Genomic DNA, 18,761 nt, shown 5'->3' with positions numbered 1-18,761 from the left:
GTCAGTTCAAGGCCCAGGCGGCGAACGGACTGGCGAACAGGCCCAGCCCGGACAGCGCCAATGCCAGGCGCGGGCGGTACGGCAACAGAAACACCAGCGCCAGCGCACTGGCCATCAGCACGGCGAACCAGTCCACCAGGCCGAAACCCCAGCCCTTGCCGGCCACCGCCGACCACAGCGACAGGCCCAGCAGCCCCCACCCGGCCAGTTTCAGGCCCTGGCGGCGACGCGAGGAGGGCTTGCCGCCGAGCAGATCGTCATGGTGACGCGCCATCGACAGGCACAGGGCCGTGAAGCCGCCGTAGCACAGCAGGAAGGTCGCCAGCATTCAGTTCGTCCCCTGTTCGAGCGCAGGCGGACGGGCCGCTTCGCGACGGGGCCTGACGGCACTGGCGGCGAGCCCGGTACGCTGCATCTTCCGCGCCGCCCAGCCCAGGAAGAGACCGGCGGCCAGGCACGTCAGGTCGAACCCGGCCAGCGTCCAGTCGCCCTGTTCCAGCGCAGCGCCCAGATAACGGCCTGCCGTGGCCCAATCGAGCAGCGGCAGCGTCGCAAACAGCACGGCGGCCAGGCTCAGTTGCTCGACCCAGGCCTTGCGCCCGGAGCGCAGCGCAGCATGCACCACGCTCAGCCCCCAGGCGATGAAGAAGGCGTTCACTTCCCAGCCCGCCCTTGCGGACAGGTCCAGCGGCAGCGCCCGGTTGGCCCAGAAGAACACCGCCACCGCCGTCACCAGGCCGGCCATGCTGGCGATGTTCAGCACCCGCACCAGCCGCAGCTCGAACGGCACCGCACCGCGTTTGGCGTGCTGGAGCTGGCGCTTGCCGAGCCAGATCACCAGTCCGGTGCCGATCATCGCCGTGCCCGCCAACCCGCAGACGAAATACAGCCAGCGCAGCAACGGCGTAGCGAACTGGCCCATGTGCAGACCGTAGAAGCCGCCGGCGACCGCCATCGGCAGCGGCGTGTCCGGGGTCTTGCCGAGCCGTTGCCCGGTCACGGCGTTGAAGGTCAGGTCATTGCCGTAGTCGTACACCACCTGATCGGCGGTGGCCCGCGACAGCACCGCCGCCGCGTTGGCATCGCCGGGATGGCTGACCGTCACCCGCGCCACGTGGCCGCCCGGCCAATGCTCGGCGGCGCGCTGCAGCAGCGGCGCCAGCGCCGGCAGAGCCGCCGGCTGGCCGGAACGCGCGGGGAGCGGCGTTTCCGGCATGACCTCCTCGTAGAAGGCGCTGAGGTTGCTGCCGTACGTCACCAGAATGCTGGCCGGCATCACCATCGACATGAAGATCACCAGGCTGCTGTAGGTGATCATCAGATGGAACGGCAGCACCAGCACGCCCACCGCGTTGTGGCCGTCGAGCCACGAGCGCTGGCCCTTGCGCGGGCGGAAGGTGAAGAAGTCCTTGAAGATTTTCTTGTGGGTGACGATTCCGCTGATCAAGGCGATGAACATCACCATGGCGGCGGCGGTCGCCAGCCAGCGGCCCCAGGGGTACGGCATCTGCAGCTGAAAGTGGAAGCGGTAGAAGAACTCGCCGCCCGCGCTCTCCCGGGGCTGTACGGCGGCACCGGTCTGCGCGTCCAGGGTCGCCCGGTTGAAACGGCCGCGCTCGCCGGGAGCGGCCGGCGCCTGTTGCCAGCGCACATTCAGGCCGGGATCCCGGGCGTCGGGCAGATCGATCACCCAGCGCGAAGCGTCGGCGGCATGGTGTTGCAGATAGTCCTGGGCCAAGGCCAGGCTCGCGGGGGTGTCCAGCGCGCGCACCGGGATCTCCGGCTGCATCCAGCGGCTGGTCTCGTCCTTGAAGTAGGCCAGGGTGCCGGTCAGGAAAATCGCGAACAGCAGCCAGCCGAACAGCAGTCCGCTCCAGGTGTGAAGCCAGGCCATCGACTGCCGGAAACCTTCCTTCATACGTAGCCCAGTCCACGGGCGACACCGGAGACCGTCGCCAGAATCACACTCGGCGCCAGCAGCCCCACCCACGCCGACCACGCGGTGCGGCAGGCGAAGCACCAGAGCACGGCCACCAGGTACACGAGGAAGGAAACGGTCATGCCGGTCACCACGGCTTCGCCACGGTTCAGCGGCAGCCACAACGTCAGCGTGACGCTGGCCAGCGCCGCGACCAGATAGCCGCCAAACACCGCCGCCAGCACCCTTGAGGTGACGGCCAAGCGATAGGACATGGGAAGTGCGGCGAGTTTGCTTTTCATGTTTCGACCCTGAAACGAAAAACGTCCGGCCGAAATGCCGGATCAACTGGCGAACAATATTAATGATAAATATTCTCATGTGCAAAAGAGGTTGATTGCCGTATGCAGTCAACCCCTCATACAATGCGAACCATTCTTGTTTCCTGATACGCGCACAGTGCGTCCGGAGTGATGCCGTTGTCGTCCGCCCATCCCGTCGAATCGCTCTACCAGGCCCACCACGGCTGGCTCACCGGCTGGCTGCGGCGCCGGCTCGGCTGCCCGGACAGTGCCGCCGACCTGGCCCAGGACACCTTCATCCGGGTGCTGACCGCCCGCGAGCAGCCGGTGATCGTCGAGCCACGGGCCTTTCTCACCACGCTGGCCAAACGCGTGCTGTTCAATCACTACCGCCGCCAGGACATCGAGCGCGCCTACCGCGAAACCCTCGCGCAGATGCCTGAGGTTCTCGCGCCTTCGGAAGAAGAGAAAGCCGTCATCCTGCAGACCCTGGAAGAACTGGACCGGTTGCTCGACGGCCTGCCGCGTGCGGTCAAACGTGCCTTTCTGCTGGCCCAGGTCGATGGCCTGACCTACCCGCAGATCGCCGCCGAACTCGGGATTTCCGTGGCGACGGTCAAGCGTCACCTGAACAAGGCGGCCCTGCGCTGCTATTTCGCCCTATGAACCCGCCGACGGATTTCTCTTCGCAGGTCGCCGAACAGGCCGTCCACTGGCTGCTGGAAATGCAGCAAGGCCCGCTCGATCCGCGCCGGCAACAGGCCTGGCAGCAATGGTTCGAGGCCCACAGCGAACACCGCCGCGCCTGGGAGCACATCCAGCGGGTCAATGCCCGCCTGCGCGGGCTGTCCTCGCCGCTGGCCCACGCTGCCTTGAACGCACCGCGCTCCGCCGGGCGACGTCAGGCGCTCAAGTTGCTGCTGTTGCTGGGGGCCGGCTCCGCCCTCACCTGGGGCATGCGCGAGCACAATCCCCTGCCGTCGCTGCTGGCCGACTACCGCACCCCGGTCGGCGCACGACGCCGGATCGCCCTGCCGTCCGGCGGCCAGTTGCAGCTCAACACCGCCAGCGCCGTCGATGTCCGGGCCAACGGCCCGCAACCACGCATCCGCCTGCTGGAAGGCGAAATGCTGCTGACCGCCGCCCGCGCCATTGAAGTGCAGACCGCCCACGGCCTGCTGACGGCCAGGGACGCGCGGCTCAACGTGCGCCAGTTCGCCGACCGCACGCAGGTGGCGTTGTTCGAAGGCCAGGTCGAACTGACCGCCGCCGGTCGTGCGCCGGTGCCGCTGCCGGTCGCCCGACAGCTGAGCTTCGGCGACGCCTCGGTCGGCGCAGCGCAACCGCTGGACGCCAACAGCGGCGCCTGGGCCGACGGCATGCTGGTGGCGGCGCACATGCGCCTGGGCGATTTCCTCGATGAACTGGGCCGCTACCGGCGCGGCCAGTTGCATTGCGACAGCAAGGTCGCCGACCTGCTGATCTCCGGCACCTATCCGCTGGACGACAGCGAACGGATCCTCGACCTGCTGCAGATCAGCCTGCCGGTGAAAGTGAGGCGCTTCACCCGCTATTGGGTCAGCGTCGAAGCCAAGGCCTGAACGCCCTCGCCGCACAGGCAGAAAAAATTTCGAAAAGACATGAGCCGTTTTTCGGATCTGGCGTGACAGAGAAGGAAAGCCCCCTCGATTCACCCTTCTCAGGACCGTCATCCATGCACCCCACCCGCCTCACGCCTTTGGCCCGCACCCTGCGCAACCTCGTACTGGGCGCCAGCCTGAGCCTGGGCGGCCTGCCCCTCGCGCAGGCCGCCGACGCCAAGGCCTACCACATCGCGCCGTCGTCGCTGGAGAACGCCCTCAACCAGTTCGGCCGTGAGGCCGGAGTGCTGATTTCGTTCGGTTCGCAAGTCACCAGCGGCGTGCAAAGCCGTGGCCTGGAAGGCAGCTACACGCCCGAACAAGGCCTGAACGCCCTGCTCGAAGGCACCGGCCTGCAAGCCCGCGCCGAAGGCGGCAACGCCTTCAGCCTGCAACCGTCGAGCGATGCGGCGCTGGAGCTGGACACCTCCAAGGTGGTCGGCGACTGGCTGGGCGACGCGGCGCAGGTCAACGTGTTCGAGCACCCCGGCGCCCGCGACGTGATCCGCCGCGAAGCGTTCGAACGCCAGGGCGCGACCCAGGCCCGCGACGTGCTCAACCGCATCCCCGGCGTCAACGCGCCGGAGAACAACGGCACCGGCAGCCACGACATGGCGCTGAACTTCGGCATCCGCGGCCTCAACCCGCGCCTGGCGGCGCGCTCGACGGTGCTGATGGACGGGATCCCGGTGCCCTTCGCCCCTTACGGCCAGCCGCAGCTGTCGTTCGCCCCGGTGAGCATGGGCAACATGGACGCCGTGGACGTGGTGCGCGGCGGCGGCGCGGTGCGCTACGGCCCGCAGAACGTCGGCGGCGTGGTCAACTTCGTCACCCGGGCGATTCCGGACGCGCCGACGGTCAAGGGCGGTTTCCAGACCGAGACCAGCCCGTCGTCCAGCCATGACGGCTTCAAGACCAGCGCCAACCTCCTGGCCGGCGGCACGAATGAAAACGGCCTCGGCGGCGCGCTGCTGTACTCCGGCACCCGCGGCGGCGACTGGCGCGAACACAGCGACACCGAGATCGACGACCTGATCCTCAAGGGCAAGTACCAGCTCGACGAGGCCAACAGCTTCAACGCCATGGCCCAGTACTACGAGGGCAAGGCCGACATGCCCGGCGGCCTCAACGTCGCCGACTACGATGCCGACCCTTATCAGTCGACCCGCCCGAAGGATCAATTCTGGGGCCGGCGCACGATGTTCAACTTCGGTTACCGCTATCAGGAAGACCGCCGCGAGTTCACCGCCAACACCTTCTTCACCAAGACCCTGCGCAGCGGCTACCTGGATCAGGGCACGTTCCTCTCGCTGTCGCCGCGCGAATACTGGGTGCGGGGGCTGGAGACCCGTTTCGCCCAGGGCTTCGACCTGGGGCCTACCAGCCATGAGGTCGGCGTCGGCTACCGCTACATCAACGAGGCCGGCCACGAGCTGCGCTACCGCACGCCGATCGCCAGCAACCAGTACCCGACCACCGACAGCCGCAACGACCGCGACACCCGCGGCGGCACCGAAGCCCATGCGTTCTTCGTCGACGACCGCATCGACATCGGCAAATGGACCATCACGCCGGGCGTGCGCTACGAGATGATCGACTCGCAGCAGACCAACAACCTGACCGACGTCAAATACAAGGGCGACTACAACACCGCGCTGCCGGCGCTGAACGTGCTGTATCACCTGACCGACACCTGGAACCTGTACGCCAACACCGAAGGCTCGTTCGGCAGCGTGCAGTACAGCCAAATGCCCAACCGCGTAAGCAGCGGCGAGGTGAAACCGGAAAAGGCCCGCACCTGGGAACTGGGCACCCGCTACGACAACGGCGCGCTGCGGGCGGAAATCGGTGCGTTCCTGATCAACTTCGACAACCAGTACGAAAGCAACCAGACCAACGATTCGGTGATCGCCCGGGGCGAGACCCGCCATCAGGGCATCGAGACCAGCGTCAACTACGCCCTCGACGCCCTGAGCCCGGCGCTGGCCGGTTTCGACGTCTACGCCACCTACGCCTTCGTCGACGCGACCATCCGCGAAGACGGGCCGAACAAGGGCAACCGCGTGCCGTTCTCGTCCCGGCACAAGGGCACCCTCGGCATCGGCTACACCGAAGGGCCGTGGAAGCTCAACCTCGACAGCAGCTTCCAGAGCGACCAGTTCGCCGACAACGCCAACACCTCGAAGGAGAGCGCCGACGGCAGCACCGGCAAGATCCCCGGCTACATGCTGTTCAGCAGCCGCGCCGGCTACGACTTCGGCCCGCAGCTGTCGGACCTCAACGTGGCGGTGGGCGTGAAGAACCTCTTCAACACCCAGTACTTCACCCGCTCGTTCGACGACAACAACAAGGGCAAGTACGTGGGCGAGCCGCGCACGGTGTATGTGCAGACTTCCGTGGCGTTCTGATCCTGCGCGTTGAATGGCTTTCAGGGCCGCTGCGCGCCCCAGCGGGAGCAAGCTCCCTCGCCACAGGCGCGCTATCGACCGCCGGACAAAACGAAACGGGCCTGCAATCGCAGGCCCGTTTTCATTGGGTGGATAGGTGAATCAGCGGATCAGCCGTTGATCGCTGCCTGTTCGTTCTCCAGGAATTCTTCCTCCAGCAGCCGGTCGGCGTGGGTGCCGCGTTCGAGCCTCACCACATTGGCGCGTTTGGCCCGCAGCTTGCCGTACAGGTGCTCCAGTGCATGTTCCAGTTTGGTGCTGGCCCCTTCGATCGCCTGTTCCAGCGTATCGGCTTTGTGGGTCACGGAAATCGGTTGATGGCCTTTTGGCCGCGCTTCCAGTTGGCAGCGCATGTCATGGGGACCGGGCTTGTCGCCGTTCTCGTCACCCAGGTGAACTTCGACGCGGGTCAGGTCTTCCTCATAACGTTCGAGCGTGCTCTCAATGGTTGTACGTACCCACTCCTCCAGTCGCTTGCTGCTTTGAACATGGTTGTCGCTGTTGACTTGGATTTGCATAGTTCATCCCTTATTTCAGCTTGCTCTCAAGAGGCCCGGAACAGGATTTCCGTGACCCCTTGATGACAACAATCGGCCCGTGCGCCGAACATTTCAACCCCCTGAAAAAGATAAATATCCGTACGCAAAAAAAGCCGGACAACGGGCAAAAGCACTGGTATGGTCGGGAATTGCCTCGGCCTGCCTTGCCGAAAAATCCGGTCACAAACTCCCGTCGTTCAACGGGTGCAGGCCCCGGAAAATCCCCGCCTCCTCCACCAGCCAGTCATGCACCGCGCGCACGCCCGGATGGCTCAGCGCACCCGGCGCGTACAGCAGCACGTAGCGCTTGTGGTTGGGCACCGACTGGCCGAACGGCACGATCAGCGTGCCCCGCTCCAGTTCGTCGTTGAGCAGGGTGCGCCGGGCGATGGCCACCCCCATCCCGGCGATGGCCGCCTCGATGGTCAGGTGGTTGCGGTTGAACGTATGCCCACGCCGCACATCGGCGCCTTCGAAGCCGATGGCGTCGAGGTAGAACTCCCATTCCGCGTATTCGTAGCTGCCGCGCCAGGCGGTGATGTCGTGCAGCAACGGAAAATGCACCAGATCCGCCGGACCGTGCAGCGGCGGCCGCCCGCGCAGCAGGCCCGGCGCGCACACAGGAAAGATCTGCTCGTCGAGCAGGGCTGTGGATAACAGCCCCGGATAGCTGCCGTCGTTCAGGTCGATGGCCAGGTCGAAGTCCCCTTCGTGCAGCGGCACGCTGCTGTCCTCCGCCACCAGCCGCAGCTGGATGTCCGGGTAGCGCTGCTGCAGGCGCGGCAGGCGCGGCGTCAGCCATTTGCTGAGGAACGAGGGAATCGAGCGCACCCGCAGGATCCCGCTGATCATGCCCGCATCGAGCCGCCGCAGCTCCGCGTCGATGCTGCCGTAGGCCTCGTTGACCGTCATCGCCAGCCGCTGGCCCTCGGCACTGAGCTCCACGCCCCGGGCCCGGCGATGGAACAGGCGCAGCCCCAGGCGCTCCTCCAGTTGGCGGATCTGCTGGCTCACCGCCCCCGGCGTGATGTGCAGCTCCTCCGCGCAGCGGGTGAACGACAGGTGCCGGGCGGCACAGGAAAACACCTGCAGCCAGACGTAAGTCTGGGCATGCAATTGACGACTCATGGTTTAGTCCTGCTAAAGGCTTTCTTAGGAAGTTTCGTTGGTCACGTCGAACCGAGGCAGGCAGTATCGCCGACATTGCGCTTGTCCTACAAAAAATGGCAGCGATTCCTACTCCATTGCTTGTAAGGGTTTAGCATGGCTATCAGTGTTTTCGATCTGTTCAAAGTCGGCATCGGTCCGTCCAGTTCCCATACCGTCGGCCCGATGCGCGCCGCCGCGACCTTCGCCCAGGCCCTGACCGACCGTCGCCTGCTCAACGATGTCGAGCGGGTGGAAGTGCGCCTGTACGGCTCGCTGTCCGCCACCGGCGTCGGCCACGCCACCGACCGCGCCAGCGTCATGGGCCTGATGGGCGAATGGCCGGACAGCATCGACCCGGGCACCATCGAACCGCGCATCCAGCGGCTGCGCGAGACCGGCCAACTGTCCCTCGGCGGCCAACGGTCGATTGCCTTCAACTGGCAACACGATCTCCTGCTGCTGGACGAGAGCCTGCCCTACCACCCCAACGCCATGTCGCTGACAGCCTTTGCCGCGACGGGCGAGCTGTTCAGCCAAACGTACTACTCGGTGGGCGGCGGTTTCATCGTCGAAGCGGCCGAGGTCGAGTCCGGCGCGGCAGCGGCCGGCGAGGTGACCCTGCCCTACGACTTCTCCAGCGCCGTGGAACTGCTGGCGCTGTGCAAGCAGCACAACCTGCGGGTGTCCGAGCTGATGATGGCCAACGAACGGGCCTGGCGCAGCGACGCCGAGATCCGCCAGGGCCTGCTGCACATCTGGTCGGTGATGCGCGAGTGCGTCGAGCAAGGGCTGAGCCACGAAGGCGTACTGCCCGGCGGCCTGAACGTGCCCCGCCGTGCGGCGAAACTGCACCGCAGCCTGCTGGAGATCGGCAAGCCCAACGTGATCAGTTCGACGCTGTCGGCGATGGAATGGGTCAACCTGTTCGCCCTCGCCGTCAACGAAGAGAACGCCGCCGGCGGGCGCATGGTCACCGCACCCACCAACGGCGCGGCAGGGATCATTCCCGCGGTTCTGCACTACTTCATGAAATTCAACCCGCAGGCGTCGGACGACGACGTGGTCGCGTTCTTCCTGGGGGCCGCCGCCGTCGGCATCCTGTGCAAGAAAAACGCCTCGATCTCCGGCGCCGAAGTCGGCTGCCAGGGCGAAGTCGGTTCGGCCTGCGCCATGGCGGCTGCGGGCCTGGCCGAAGTGCTCGGCGCCACCCCGGAGCAACTGGAGAACGCCGCCGAGATCGGCCTGGAGCACAACCTCGGCCTGACCTGCGACCCGGTCGGCGGCCTGGTGCAGGTGCCGTGCATCGAGCGCAACGCCATCGCCGCCGTGAAGGCGATCAACGCCACGCAGATGGCCCTGCGCGGCGACGGCAAACACTTCATTTCCCTCGACCGGGTGATCCGCACCATGCGCGACACCGGCGCCGACATGCATGACAAGTACAAAGAGACTTCACGGGGCGGCCTGGCCGTGAGCTGGGTGGAGTGCTGACGCGCCTCCCCTGACCGCCCCGGCCGGCCGCCTCGCGCGGCCGGCCAACCGTGAGCCCGAGCAAGAATAATAACGAGGCAAAAACGATGACCGATGTACGTACACCCGCTGCCGAACACCCCGCTGCAGACCTCACACGCCACACCGAAACCACCCAAAAGGGCTGGAGCAAGGCCGACACCACCTGGATGCTGGGCCTGTACGGCACGGCGATCGGCGCCGGCACGCTGTTCCTGCCGATCAACGCCGGCGTCGGCGGCTTCTGGCCGATGCTGATCCTGGCGCTGCTGGCCTTCCCGATGACTTTCTTCGCCCATCGCGGCCTGACCCGCTTCGTGCTGTCCGGACGCTGCGGCGACATCACCGAAGTGGTGGAGGAACACTTCGGCACCGGCGCCGGCAAACTGATCACCCTTTTGTATTTCTTCGCGATCTTCCCGATCCTGCTGGTGTACAGCGTGGCGCTGACCAACACCCTGAGCAGCTTCCTCGAACACCAGCTGCACATCGCCCCGCCACCGCGCGCCGTGCTGTCGCTGGGGCTGATCCTCGGCCTGATGGCCATCGTGCGCTGCGGCCAGGGCGTGATCGTCAAGGCCATGAGCGTGCTGGTCTATCCGTTCGTCGCCGCCTTGCTGCTGCTCGGCCTGAGCCTGATCCCGAACTGGAACGGCGCCTTCTTCGCCAGCGCCCAGGACGCCATGCCCGCGTCGGTGTTCCTCAAGACCCTGTGGCTGGCGATCCCGGTGATGGTGTTCTCGTTCAACCATTCGCCGATCATTTCCGCCTTCGCCCTCGACCAGAAACAGCGCTACGGCGCCCAGGCCGAACGCAAGAGCAACGGCATCCTGGCCATGGCCCACGGCATGATGGTGGTGACGGTGATGTTCTTCTGCTTCAGTTGCGTGCTGGCGCTGTCGCCGGCGGACCTGGCGGCGGCCAAGGCGCAGAACATCTCGATCCTGTCGTACCTGGCCAACCATTTCCAGACCCCGGTCATCGCGTACGCCGCGCCGCTGATTGCGCTGGTGGCGATCACCAAGTCCTTCCTCGGCCACTACATCGGCGCCAGCGAAGGCTTCCAGGGCATGATCGTCAAGAGCCTGCGCGGCCGCGGCCGGGCGGTGTCGGCCGGTTGGCTGAACCGTGCGACCGCGCTGTTCATGATCCTCAGTTGCTGGGCCGTGGCGACGTTCAACCCGAGCATCCTGGGGATGATCGAAACCCTCGGGGGACCGGTGATCGCCTGCCTGCTGTTCCTGATGCCGATGTACGCCATCCGCCGCGTGCCAGCCTTGCGCCAATATTCGGGCCCGCTGTCGAACGTGTTCGTCGTGCTGATCGGCCTGATTGCACTGTCGGCGATCATCTATTCGTTCCTGCCCTGAAACGGGCCACGCAAAAAGAAGGCGAGCCCCGGGCTCGCCTTCTTTTTGGCCGTGGACATTGTTCGGCACGCGTTCCGGCATGTCCCTTGCTACCGCCCTTGCGCTGCAAACGGACTTTGCAAACGCAAGCGAGCGACATGCCGATGGTCTGGCAGGGCGAACCAACCCGGCCACGACCGGTCAACAACTGCACGTTCAATCAGGCGGTGACGCATCATGGACAATCCCTTTCAGATCATTACCGATGCCTTCGCGCCGGACTATCAGATCAACCTGAGCATTCAGGGCCTGGACGGCAGCATCATGCTGACCCTCTCCCAAAATGGCCGGGTCGCGGCCAAGCGCATGATCAGCGCCGACCAGCGCAACGACCCCAAACGCCTCAGGCATCTGGTGCAGAGCATTCAGTTCGGCATCGCCATCGAGCAGGGCCACAGCGCCATGGCCATTCTCGAAGCGATGACCCACGGCGATCCCCTTCCCCCGCCGCCGCACCGGCGCCAAAGTCCGGCACGGCCGGCGACCCGGCTTTAGAGCTCGCCCTTCTCGACTTCCGGATGCTCGCCGGAGCCTGCGCCGGTCTTGCGGTGCGGGTGCTCGATCTTCACCGACGGGAACTGCGAGGAGGCGTAGCGCACCACCAGGATCGAGAACGCCAGCAGCAGAATCCCGCCGCACAGGTAGATGATGCCCATGTCCGGCGGGTTGTGGTGCGAGACGTTGGAGATCAGCAACCGGGTCAGCGCGGTGATCGCCACATAGATCAGGAAACGCACCGGCATGTGGTTGGTCTTGAAGTAAATCCCGACCATCGCCCCCAGTTCCAGGTAGATGAACAGCAGCAGGATGTCGTCGATCTTGATGTGGCCCTCTTCGACCATCGTGAGAAATTCCATCACCGCCGCCCAGGCGGTCACCGCGCCGATGGCGAACAGCGCCAGGTAGTGGAAGGTCTCGACGAAGAGGTTGCCCAGGGACTCGGCCAGCTGATGCACGTTTTGCCGCAGTTTCTCGGCCCAGTTGATTTTCACGGTGATGTTTCCTTAGCCCGGTACGAGCGGATGATGCGGGGTGGACATGACGGTTTTTCTGCACGCGTCCCCTGCCATGCAGAAACAAGGCCACGCATCATGGCGAGCGGCGGGGAAACCTGCGCCGTGGCGTTTGGTCGCACCATGCGGGGGCGAAACGAAAGGCGTTGCCGGAAGAGGCAAAAGGGGATGGCCGAAACACTGCGCCGCATTCTTCAAACATGTGCAGCGAACTTGAACCGGCGTTCGGCGCAACGCCGATTCCCATTACAAATATTTACATCGCGACGGGCCTGATTAATTGTGAAGCGGTAACTTCATTCGGCTTACGGTTACATGACATCCGACAGCCAATACGTTTGCGGCATAAGTTTATTCAATAAAGAACTGATCAAGCGTCCAATAGTTAGTTTCGGCATGCACCGATTTGACGCAGCGGAAAGATCACATTATCGGCGCCGCCATAAAACTGTGCGGCACTTAACATTAATTCCATAACAATCCCATGAGCGAGGCCTTGACCGCCGCCGCGATCTTGTTCTGGCACCCCAGCTTCTTGAGGCAGTGGTTAATGTGAAAATTGACCGTTCGCTTGGAGATGCCGAGGATGATGGACACGTCGTCCGACGACTTGCCGTCGGCGGTCCACTGCAGGATTTCCTTCTCCCGCTGGGACAGTTCGATGGGCACCGGCTGCACCGATTCGGCGCCCATGAGCTGCAGCCGGGTGAGGCCCAGGTGGGTGATCTGCGCCAGCCAGGACAGCTCGGCCTGCTTGGTCTCAAGCTCCAGCGCAGTGATCGGCTGGTTGCCGCGCGCGAAGGTCACCAGCCCCTGGGCCTCGCTGTTGAGCAGCGTTTGCCCCCACCCTTCCGAGAGCCCGTGGCGGTGCGCTTCCTGCCAGAATTCCGGGGCCCGGGCCTTGAGCTCGGCGTCCCACAGCACCGGTTTGACGCTTCTGAGCGCACGGATGACGTAGGGGTCGATTTCCAGGTAACGATTGTCGGAATAGGCAGCCTGCCAGGCGGGCGAATAGTTGTTGACGAGAAAAAGACGCGGCTTGGTGATCGGGAAAAGTCTTCTCGAACCGTAAGCCAAGTAATCGAATTCCAACTGACGGGCTACGCTGGTTAGATTGTCGAACAATACTTCGACATCCGTGGCGGACATAGCCTTCTCTAACAGTTCAGCCTGCCAGTGCGACATAGAGATTCCTTTCTCATACTTATTGCATGCGGCTTCGTGCCGGCGCCCATAACATATTTCAAAATATTGCGATAGCTGTCAAGGGTGACAGGTAGTTCGCGAACTCGCAGTGCCCTCTAATTAACTCCAGCCCAATCACTAAAAGGAAACTGTGATGGATTACTTGTCTGGACGTTACGACCAGTTGACGCCCGTCGAGCGTCAACGCCTGGCGCACTATCGCTATCAGGTGTTTGTGGAAAGGCTCGGCTGGGACTTGTCGACGCCCGCCGACTTCGAGTTCGACCAGTTCGACCACAGCGGCACCCACTACATCGTCGCCGAAGAGGATGGCGGCACCATCAAGGGCTGCGCCCGCCTGCTGCCCACCACCCAGCCGTACCTGTTGAGCGAGGTGTTCACCTCGTTGCTCGACGACGTGCCCGCACCGTGCCGGGACGACATCTGGGAGCTGTCGCGCTTCACCTCCCTGGACCTGGACACCCAGACCGGCCGGGACGAACAGATGATGTCCGACGAGAACACCGTGGGCCTGTTCATGGCCACCCTGGACTACGCCCGCACCTGCGGCGTGTCCCGACTGGTGTCGGTGTCCCCGCTCGCCGTCGGCCGCCTGCTCAAGCGCGGCGGCATCGACTTCAAATGGCTGGCGCCGCCGCGGATGCTGGACAACCGGACTCTCGGCGCCTGCTGCATCACGGTGCAGTGACGCCCGACGCCTCAAAAAAACAAGCAAGCCGCTGTAACGAGCCCAACGGTTCCTGTCGGTGTGGATCGATCTTGCGACATGGAAAGCAACTGCCGAAAACCTACGTTCAACACTGAGGGATGATCATGATCGACATGGAAAGGAAAGTCGCAAAGGACATCGTGCACAAGGGCCACGATGACGACGTGCTGATATACGACGCCCGCCACCTGCTGCCCGCCTGGCTGGACGCCGGGATCGTCGCGCGGGCGGAGCTCGGGCCGGCGCAGAGCGAGGCGGTGAACCGGGCGTACCGCGCCGACAGCGACCGGCTGGTGCTGCGCTCGCTGCCGACGGTGATCGGCCTGGACGAGCTGGAGCAGGCCGGCCTCTCGGCGGAACTGCCGGAGCTGCTGATCCATTACGAGAAGGCCACCGACCACCTGATCCTGAGCGGTGTCTGGATACCGGAAAGCACCGAAGCCAAGCTGGCGCAGCTGCCGGGCTGCGAAGCGCCGCTGGACGTCGGCCAGCGGCGCCGGGTGCACGACATCCTCAAGGGCCTGGACGGCTGCCCGCAGCAAGGCTTGCTGTGCTTCACCCTGTTCAACGACACCGCCAACTACTTCTTCTACCGCAAGCACCACGAACACGTGCCCGGCCTGATGCTGATCGAGGTCGCCCGGCAGGCCATGTACGCGCACTTCTACGAGCACAGCGGCTACGCCCGCGGCGAGGTCTCGATCTCCATCGTCGACCTGATGTCCAGCTTCCCCCGCTACACCGAGTCGTCCTTCCAGGTCGACGTGCTGGTGGGCGACTACGACGGGCTCGCGCCGTCCCGGGCGCGCAAGGTGGACAAGCGCGCGCGGTTCTACCAGCGCGGCGAACTGGTGGCCGACATCCGGCTCCACGGGGAAGTCATCAAGATGCCCGTGTTCAAGCGCATGCGGAACATCAACATCGACCCGGGCCTGTGGTTCCGGCCGCTCAAGGGCATCCGCCAGGAAGTGCTGGTGCGCCTGGAGTCCGGCCGCCACCTGACCGGCCGCCTGGAACTGCTGTCGATGGCCGGCCTGCAAGTGCGCAGCGACAGCCCGCTCGACGCGCCGGCGCAGGGCCATGCGTACCTGTACCTGGAAAACGAAGGCATGGTCTGCCTGCCGGTGCAGACGGTCAGGCCCCACGCGGCCTCGACGGACGGCCTGCTCCGGCTGCAACTGGCGGAGCTGGATTCGCAGCTGCGGTTCAAGTGGCGGGAAGTGCTCAAGCAGTTCACCTACTTCTCCCATGAGGAAACCGTGCCGGTCGCCGAGTTCGGGCAGCCGCTGTGGATGAACCTGAACCCGGCGTCGGCGATGCCCGAGCAGAGGACAGAGCCATGACCGCCTATCCCAACGTGCTCGAACCGCTGCACCTGAAGGGCGGGCTGACGCTGCGCAACCGGCTGTTCTTCGCCTCGATGGGCGTGGACCTGGCCGACCGCAGCGGCTGCGTGACGCCCGCCATGGTCGAGTTCTACCAAGGCATCATGGAGGGCGGCTGCTCGATGGCGTTCCTGTGCAACGCCACGGTGTCGCCCCAGTCCCGCCTGCAAAGCACCGGCCTGGCCCTGTTCGAGCCGCACCAGGGCGAGTCGCTCAAGGCCATGTTCGAGATGGCCGAACGCGTCGGCACCCCGGTGGGCGTCCAGCTCCAGCACTATGGCGGCCAGGGCACCACGACGAACACCGGGGTGCCCGTGCTGACGCCCAGCGGCGTGCCTTGCCCGCGCGTGTCCAAGCTCGATCCGGATTATCGGGTGCGGGTCATGGACGAAGCGGACATCGCCCAGGTGATCGAGCAGTTCGCCCACTCGGCCTGGCTGGCCTGGATCAACGGTGCGCAACTGGTGCAGTTGCAGGCGTCCAACGGCTACCTGCTGAGCAGCTTCCTGTCGCCCCACACCAACAAGCGCACGGACCGCTACGGGGGCAGCCAGGAAAACCGCGCGCGCCTGCTGCTCGAAGTGGTCCGCGCGATCCGCGAGCGCACCCAGGGCAAGCTGATCGTCACCATCCGGCTGGGCATCGACGACCAATTGGGTGACGAGGGGCTGCAATACCCGGACATCAAGGAAACCGTCCAGGCCCTCTGCCAGGCCGGCGTGGCGGCGCTGGAATGCTCGATGTGCATCGGCGCCACCTTCGGCCAGCTGATCCATCACTCCTCGGCCATGGACGACTACCTGCAGGCCGGGGTCAAGGCGATCAGGGCCGTGTCGACGGTGCCGGTGGGCTACGCCGGGTTCACCGACGGCCTGGACAAGGCCGAACGCCTGCTGGGCGAAGGCGTGTGCGACTGGGTGGGGATGTCCCGCGCGCTGTTCGCCGACAACGACCTGATCAACAAGACGCTGCAGGGCCGTTCGGCCGAGATCCACAAATGCCGCTGGGACAGCCAGTGCTTCAGCGACAAGAGCAATCCGCGCCTGGACCGGGTGTATTGCTGCGTGAACCCCAAATACTTGAGGCCTTCGTTGGCATAAGGACGTGACCATGTACGACTTCACAGCAAAAGTGTGCCTGGTGACAGGCGGGACCAGCGGCATCGGCGAGGCGGTCAGCGAACGCCTGATCAAGGCCGGCGCCGAGGTGATCGTGTTCGGCAGGGACGAGGAAAAAGGCGCGCAGGTGGCGGACCGGCTGGGTGAGCGCTGCCGCTTCATCCCCTGCGACGTCGCCGACCCGGCGCAGGTCGAACAGGCCTTCGGGCGCATCCGCACCCTCTACGGCCGGCTCGACTGCGCCTTCAACAACGCCGGCGTGACGGCCCGCTACGGCGCCGTGGCGGAGTCGTGCCCGGACGACTGGGCGAAGGTGATGAGCATCAACGTCAACGGCACCTACCACAGCCTGCGCCACGAACTGCGGCTGATGCTCGACCAGGGCCGGGGCTCCATCGTCAACACCTCGTCCTGCGCCGGCGTGGTGCCGATCGGCGGCCAGGTGGCCTATGTCGCCAGCAAGCAGGCGATCAACGGCATGACCCAGGTGGCGTCCATCGAAAACGCCCGGCTGGCGGACGGCGGGTGCATCCGCGTCAACGCGGTGGCCCCCGGCCCGATCCTCGGCGGCATGAACAGCGAGGCCCGCCTGCAGGCCGCGCCGGAAAACACCCAACGCAAGATCAACGTCACCTCCATGAAGCGCTTCGGCACCGCCGATGAAGTGGCGAACGCGGTGCTCTGGCTGCTCAGCGACCAGTCGTCCTACGTCACCGGCGTGATCATGCCCATCGACGGAGGGTACGCCAGCGGCAAGTTCTGACCCGGCCCCGTCCTGCCCGACGACCCGCCCACGGCGGGTCGTTGCGTTTGCGCCCGGGAAAAGCGCCGGATCCGGTCTACATTGAAAAGCCACTACCCAAAGCGAAGGGATTCGCCTATCCTTTCGCTGTATATAGATACAGTACAACCAACGTGAAGGCATGTGAGGTGGTGAATGGCCGTCGAAGTGGTATACCGCAGCAGCCGAGACCTGGAGCGCTTGTTCATGGATAAAGCCGAAGCTGACCGTCATGACAAGATGCTCGAACTGGCGGAACTGCTGTCCGAAGTGTTGCAGAAGGCCGTTCCGTCGTTGAACGAGCAGCAAGTGGAAGAAGTCGGGATCTACATGGCGAAGAACCGCGACGTGTTCGCCAAGGCGTTCAAGAGCCAGCCCGATGCGCTGTCGGAACTGATCAACGCGCCGACGACGCCTGCCGGGAAAGCCCCGGAGGCCGAAGCGACCGAACCGGCCGAGCCGGTGGAGGCGCCGGCCAAGCCGGTCAAGGCAGCGAAGGCCGCCAAGTAACCGCTGCCCGAATCGAACAAGGCCCCGGACCCAACGGTCCGGGGCCTTTTCATGTCCGGGGCAACCTGAGCCTCAGCGGTAGAGCACGCGTTCCGCCAGTTCGTCCGCCACCCGTGCCGGCGAACGCTTTTCCGCCTGGGCATGGGCAAACACCTCGGTCAGGCGCGAACTGATCTTCGACAGGTGCGCGGTGATGGTGGCCAACTCCTCGCCCCGGTGCTTGAGCGACACGTAGATCAGCCCGCCGGCGTTGATCACGTAATCGGGCGCATACAGGATGCCCCGTCGCTCCAGCTGGTCGGCCATGTCCAGGTGCGACAGCTGATTGTTCGCCGAGCCCGCCACCGCCGAGCAGCGCAACTGCGACACCGTGTGGCTGTTGAGCACACCGCCCAGGCCGCACGGCGCGAGGATGTCGCACGGTGTGCTGAGCAGCGCGTCGTTGGCGATCGGATGGGCGTTGAGCTGCTCCATCGCCAGTTGCACCTTGCCGTGGTCGATGTCGCTGACCAGCAGCTCGGCACCGGCGGCGTGCAGTTGCTCGGCCAGGGCGAACCCGACATTGCCCAGCCCCTGGATCGCCACGCGCAGGCCCTCGAGGTTGTCGCTGCCCAGCCGCGCCATGGCCGTGGCGCGGATGCCGGTGAACACGCCCATTGCGGCATGGGGCGCCGGATCGCCGGCGGAGGTGGTGCTGGTGACATGCTGGGTCTGCTGGGCGATGCAGTCCATGTCCGCCACCGACGTGCCGCTGTCGATGGCGGTGATGTAGCGGCCGTCGAGCTGGTCGATGCAGCGGCCGAACGCCTCGAACAGGGCGGCGCGGTTCTCCACATGGGCCGGCCGCACGATGACGGCGACGCCGCCGCCCTGGGCCAGACCGGCCAGGGCGGCCTTGTAGCTCATGCCCCGCGCCAGGCGGACGGCGTCCTCGACCGCGGACTCGTCGCTGGGGTAGGCCAGGTAGCGGCACCCGCCCAGGGCAGGCCCCAGACGGCTGTTGTGGATGGCAATGACCGCCTTCAACCCGGACTCCGGGTCGACGCTGAGGTGCAGCGATTCCAGGCGGGTGCTTTGCATGAGAGCGAACATCGACGGGCTCCCGAATCACTTGCGGTAGTCGCCA

General features: G+C 65.2%; 18 protein-coding genes and 1 pseudogene. 11 read left to right on the top strand and 8 right to left on the bottom strand.

The features are described from left to right. Position 1: 1 nt before the first annotated feature. From ACIP0B_RS02200 to ACIP0B_RS02190, 3 genes are read right to left on the bottom strand one after another with little or no spacing between them, the layout of a single operon-like run. Positions 2 to 328, bottom strand: a complete 327-nt coding sequence (locus ACIP0B_RS02200; protein WP_400829465.1) for a DUF3325 domain-containing protein — start codon at positions 326 to 328, stop codon at positions 2 to 4. Then, positions 329 to 1,918, bottom strand: a complete 1,590-nt coding sequence (locus tag ACIP0B_RS02195; RefSeq protein ID WP_400829463.1) for a PepSY-associated TM helix domain-containing protein — start codon at positions 1,916 to 1,918, stop codon at positions 329 to 331. Further along, entirely contained in the window at positions 1,915 to 2,220 is a 306-nt protein-coding gene (locus ACIP0B_RS02190; protein WP_400829461.1) for a DUF3649 domain-containing protein, read from the bottom strand. The genes ACIP0B_RS02195 and ACIP0B_RS02190 overlap by 4 nt, the downstream gene beginning before the upstream one ends. Before the next feature lie 177 nt (positions 2,221 to 2,397). Between ACIP0B_RS02190 and ACIP0B_RS02185 the strand changes: the two genes are divergently transcribed. The 3 genes from ACIP0B_RS02185 (at position 2,398) to fecA (ending at position 6,268) form a co-directional block, all read left to right on the top strand. Beyond that, a complete protein-coding gene (locus ACIP0B_RS02185) occupies positions 2,398 to 2,886 on the top strand; it encodes a sigma-70 family RNA polymerase sigma factor (protein ID WP_400829544.1) in 489 nt (162 codons plus the stop codon). Next, positions 2,883 to 3,821, top strand: coding sequence for a FecR domain-containing protein (locus ACIP0B_RS02180; RefSeq protein WP_400829459.1), 939 nt, complete (start codon positions 2,883 to 2,885; stop codon positions 3,819 to 3,821). The genes ACIP0B_RS02185 and ACIP0B_RS02180 overlap by 4 nt, the downstream gene beginning before the upstream one ends. A gap of 113 nt (positions 3,822 to 3,934) precedes the next feature. Then, positions 3,935 to 6,268, top strand: coding sequence for a TonB-dependent Fe(3+) dicitrate receptor FecA (gene fecA, locus ACIP0B_RS02175; RefSeq protein ID WP_400829457.1), 2,334 nt, complete (start codon positions 3,935 to 3,937; stop codon positions 6,266 to 6,268). Positions 6,269 to 6,417: 149 nt separating this feature from the next. Here the strand turns inward: fecA and ACIP0B_RS02170 are convergent, their stop codons facing one another. Together ACIP0B_RS02170 and ACIP0B_RS02165 are read right to left on the bottom strand one after the other, a co-directional pair. Then, positions 6,418 to 6,825 carry an HPF/RaiA family ribosome-associated protein gene (locus tag ACIP0B_RS02170; RefSeq protein WP_085578725.1) on the bottom strand — a complete coding sequence of 136 codons (408 nt, stop codon included), beginning with the start codon at positions 6,823 to 6,825 and terminating at the stop codon, positions 6,418 to 6,420. A 201-nt stretch (positions 6,826 to 7,026) separates the two neighbouring features. Beyond that, positions 7,027 to 7,974 carry a LysR substrate-binding domain-containing protein gene (locus tag ACIP0B_RS02165; protein WP_217893597.1) on the bottom strand — a complete coding sequence of 316 codons (948 nt, stop codon included), beginning with the start codon at positions 7,972 to 7,974 and terminating at the stop codon, positions 7,027 to 7,029. Positions 7,975 to 8,109: 135 nt separating this feature from the next. On the opposite strand from ACIP0B_RS02165, the gene ACIP0B_RS02160 reads away from it, so the two are divergent. From ACIP0B_RS02160 to ACIP0B_RS02150, 3 genes are all read left to right on the top strand, one after another. Then, positions 8,110 to 9,486, top strand: a complete 1,377-nt coding sequence (locus ACIP0B_RS02160; protein WP_400829454.1) for an L-serine ammonia-lyase — start codon at positions 8,110 to 8,112, stop codon at positions 9,484 to 9,486. Between the two features lie 86 nt (positions 9,487 to 9,572). Further along, positions 9,573 to 10,874: an HAAAP family serine/threonine permease gene (locus tag ACIP0B_RS02155; protein ID WP_400829452.1), complete on the top strand. Its 1,302-nt coding sequence runs from the start codon at positions 9,573 to 9,575 to the stop codon at positions 10,872 to 10,874. Positions 10,875 to 11,090: 216 nt separating this feature from the next. Beyond that, positions 11,091 to 11,408, top strand: a complete 318-nt coding sequence (locus ACIP0B_RS02150) for a DUF3509 domain-containing protein (RefSeq protein ID WP_400829450.1) — start codon at positions 11,091 to 11,093, stop codon at positions 11,406 to 11,408. On the opposite strand, the gene ACIP0B_RS02145 is transcribed toward ACIP0B_RS02150, so the two are convergent. Both ACIP0B_RS02145 and ACIP0B_RS02140 read right to left on the bottom strand, forming a co-directional pair. Next, entirely contained in the window at positions 11,405 to 11,905 is a 501-nt protein-coding gene (locus ACIP0B_RS02145) for a phosphate-starvation-inducible protein PsiE (protein WP_085578714.1), read from the bottom strand. The genes ACIP0B_RS02150 and ACIP0B_RS02145 overlap by 4 nt on opposite strands. A gap of 486 nt (positions 11,906 to 12,391) precedes the next feature. Then, on the bottom strand, positions 12,392 to 13,111 hold the full coding sequence (locus tag ACIP0B_RS02140) for an autoinducer binding domain-containing protein (protein ID WP_400829448.1): 720 nt from the start codon (positions 13,109 to 13,111) through the stop codon (positions 12,392 to 12,394). A 154-nt stretch (positions 13,112 to 13,265) separates the two neighbouring features. Between ACIP0B_RS02140 and ACIP0B_RS02135 the strand changes: the two genes are divergently transcribed. From ACIP0B_RS02135 to ACIP0B_RS02115, 5 genes and pseudogenes are all read left to right on the top strand, one after another. Then, positions 13,266 to 13,820 (top strand): acyl-homoserine-lactone synthase, encoded by a 555-nt coding sequence (locus ACIP0B_RS02135; RefSeq protein WP_400829446.1) that lies wholly within the window; start codon positions 13,266 to 13,268, stop codon positions 13,818 to 13,820. Between the two features lie 125 nt (positions 13,821 to 13,945). After that, positions 13,946 to 15,184, top strand: coding sequence for an AfsA-related hotdog domain-containing protein (locus ACIP0B_RS02130; protein ID WP_400829444.1), 1,239 nt, complete (start codon positions 13,946 to 13,948; stop codon positions 15,182 to 15,184). Beyond that, positions 15,181 to 16,326, top strand: coding sequence for an NADH:flavin oxidoreductase (locus ACIP0B_RS02125; protein WP_400829442.1), 1,146 nt, complete (start codon positions 15,181 to 15,183; stop codon positions 16,324 to 16,326). The genes ACIP0B_RS02130 and ACIP0B_RS02125 overlap by 4 nt, the downstream gene beginning before the upstream one ends. A 10-nt stretch (positions 16,327 to 16,336) precedes the next feature. After that, positions 16,337 to 17,107: an SDR family NAD(P)-dependent oxidoreductase gene (locus tag ACIP0B_RS02120; protein WP_085578706.1), complete on the top strand. Its 771-nt coding sequence runs from the start codon at positions 16,337 to 16,339 to the stop codon at positions 17,105 to 17,107. A gap of 174 nt (positions 17,108 to 17,281) precedes the next feature. Continuing rightward, a pseudogene (locus ACIP0B_RS02115) lies at positions 17,282 to 17,521 on the top strand (YebG family protein); the annotation flags it as partial. A gap of 186 nt (positions 17,522 to 17,707) precedes the next feature. Here the strand turns inward: ACIP0B_RS02115 and ACIP0B_RS02110 are convergent. Then, positions 17,708 to 18,727 carry a Glu/Leu/Phe/Val dehydrogenase dimerization domain-containing protein gene (locus ACIP0B_RS02110; protein WP_400829440.1) on the bottom strand — a complete coding sequence of 340 codons (1,020 nt, stop codon included), beginning with the start codon at positions 18,725 to 18,727 and terminating at the stop codon, positions 17,708 to 17,710. Between the last annotated feature and the right edge of the window lie 34 nt (positions 18,728 to 18,761).

This window comes from Pseudomonas sp. NPDC089534 (assembly GCF_044749305.1).
In the GTDB taxonomy this organism is placed as follows: Bacteria; Pseudomonadota; Gammaproteobacteria; order Pseudomonadales; family Pseudomonadaceae; genus Aquipseudomonas; species Aquipseudomonas ekonensis.
Note: the sequence above shows the minus strand (reverse complement) of the source record. Positions and strands in the feature narration are given on the sequence as shown.

Bases quoted from the DNA above. Each gene is read 5' to 3' on its own strand.
- ACIP0B_RS02190 (WP_400829461.1), bottom strand. From the start codon at position 2,220: ATGAAAAGCAAACTCGCCGCACTTCCCATGTCCTATCGCTTGGCCGTC.
- ACIP0B_RS02160 (WP_400829454.1), top strand. From the start codon at position 8,110: ATGGCTATCAGTGTTTTCGATCTGTTCAAAGTCGGCATCGGTCCGTCC.
- ACIP0B_RS02150 (WP_400829450.1), top strand. From the start codon at position 11,091: ATGGACAATCCCTTTCAGATCATTACCGATGCCTTCGCGCCGGACTAT.
- ACIP0B_RS02135 (WP_400829446.1), top strand. From the start codon at position 13,266: ATGGATTACTTGTCTGGACGTTACGACCAGTTGACGCCCGTCGAGCGT.
- ACIP0B_RS02180 (WP_400829459.1), top strand. From the start codon at position 2,883: ATGAACCCGCCGACGGATTTCTCTTCGCAGGTCGCCGAACAGGCCGTC.
- ACIP0B_RS02155 (WP_400829452.1), top strand. From the start codon at position 9,573: ATGACCGATGTACGTACACCCGCTGCCGAACACCCCGCTGCAGACCTC.
- ACIP0B_RS02165 (WP_217893597.1), bottom strand. From the start codon at position 7,974: ATGAGTCGTCAATTGCATGCCCAGACTTACGTCTGGCTGCAGGTGTTT.
- ACIP0B_RS02140 (WP_400829448.1), bottom strand. From the start codon at position 13,111: ATGTCGCACTGGCAGGCTGAACTGTTAGAGAAGGCTATGTCCGCCACG.
- ACIP0B_RS02200 (WP_400829465.1), bottom strand. From the start codon at position 328: ATGCTGGCGACCTTCCTGCTGTGCTACGGCGGCTTCACGGCCCTGTGC.
- ACIP0B_RS02125 (WP_400829442.1), top strand. From the start codon at position 15,181: ATGACCGCCTATCCCAACGTGCTCGAACCGCTGCACCTGAAGGGCGGG.
- ACIP0B_RS02170 (WP_085578725.1), bottom strand. From the start codon at position 6,825: ATGCAAATCCAAGTCAACAGCGACAACCATGTTCAAAGCAGCAAGCGA.
- ACIP0B_RS02120 (WP_085578706.1), top strand. From the start codon at position 16,337: ATGTACGACTTCACAGCAAAAGTGTGCCTGGTGACAGGCGGGACCAGC.
- ACIP0B_RS02130 (WP_400829444.1), top strand. From the start codon at position 13,946: ATGATCGACATGGAAAGGAAAGTCGCAAAGGACATCGTGCACAAGGGC.
- ACIP0B_RS02110 (WP_400829440.1), bottom strand. From the start codon at position 18,727: ATGTTCGCTCTCATGCAAAGCACCCGCCTGGAATCGCTGCACCTCAGC.
- ACIP0B_RS02195 (WP_400829463.1), bottom strand. From the start codon at position 1,918: ATGAAGGAAGGTTTCCGGCAGTCGATGGCCTGGCTTCACACCTGGAGC.
- fecA (WP_400829457.1), top strand. From the start codon at position 3,935: ATGCACCCCACCCGCCTCACGCCTTTGGCCCGCACCCTGCGCAACCTC.